Genomic DNA, 1143 nt, shown 5'->3' on the forward strand with positions numbered 1-1143 from the left:
GCGCCTGGGCCTATGTCGCGGGCGGCGCCGGGGCGGGGCGGACCATGGCGGCCAACCGCGCCGCCTTCGACCGCCATGCCCTGCTGCCGCGCATGCTGCGCGACGTGTCGCGGCGCGACCTCTCGGTGACGCTGTTCGGCCGCACCCTGCCGCTGCCGCTGCTGCTGGCGCCGATCGGCGTGCTGGAGCTGGCGCATCGGCAGGCGGACCTCGCCGCCGCCCGCGCCGCCGCGGCGGAGGGTGTGCCCTTCATCGCCTCCAGCCAGGCCTCGCACCCGATCGAGGCCATCGCCGCGGCCGGCGGCGCCGGGCCGCGCTGGTTCCAGCTCTACTGGTCGGCCAGCGACGCGCTGGCCGAGAGCTTCCTGCGCCGCGCCGAGGCGGCGGGCTATGAGGCGGTGGTGGTGACGCTGGACACCACCCAGCTCGGCTGGCGGCCGATGGATCTGGATGGCGCCTATCTGCCCTTCCTGCGCGGCCGCGGCCTGGCCAACTACCTGTCCGACCCGGTCTTCGCGACGCTGCCGCTGCCGGCCGAGGATGGCGCGGAGCGGCCGCCGATCGGGCTGCGCGCCCTGCCGGCGCTGCTCGAGCTGCTGCGCCACTGGCCGCTCGGCACGCGGGCGGCGCTGGCCGACCCGGCCGCGGCGGTGCGGGCGGTGCGCCGCTTCATCGCGCTGTACGCCCGCCCCGACCTGACCTGGGCCGACCTGCCGCGGCTGCGGCGGATGACCAGGCTGCCGATCCTGCTGAAGGGTATCCTGCACCCCGAGGATGCGCGCCTCGCTTTGGCCGCCGGAATGGATGGCATCATCGTCTCCAACCATGGCGGGCGGCAGGTGGATGGGGCCATCGCGGCGCTGGACGCGCTGGGGCCGGTGGTGGCGGCGGTCGAGGGCCGGCTGCCCGTGCTGTTCGATGGCGGCGTCCGCAGCGGCGCCGACATCGCCAAGGCGCTGGCGCTCGGCGCCCGCGCGGTGCTGCTCGGCCGGCCCTATGTCTACGGCCTGGCGCTGGGCGGCGAGGCCGGGGTGCGCGCCGTGCTGCAATCCCTGGCGGCCGAGCTGGACCTGACCCTGGCGCTGTGCGGCCAGGCCGGGGTGGCGGCGCTGGACCGCTCCGCCCTGGCCTGAGGCCGCCGCG

General features: G+C 77.0%; 1 protein-coding gene. It reads left to right on the forward strand.

All coding sequences use genetic code 11. The features are described from left to right. A partial coding sequence (locus tag HMPREF0731_RS20125; protein WP_007006061.1) for an alpha-hydroxy-acid oxidizing protein occupies positions 1-1133 on the forward strand: 1133 nt, incomplete at its 5' end. Positions 1134-1143 lie beyond the last annotated feature (10 nt).

Origin of the sequence: Pseudoroseomonas cervicalis ATCC 49957, assembly GCF_000164635.1 — a bacterium.
Lineage (GTDB): Bacteria > Pseudomonadota > Alphaproteobacteria > Acetobacterales > Acetobacteraceae > Pseudoroseomonas > Pseudoroseomonas cervicalis.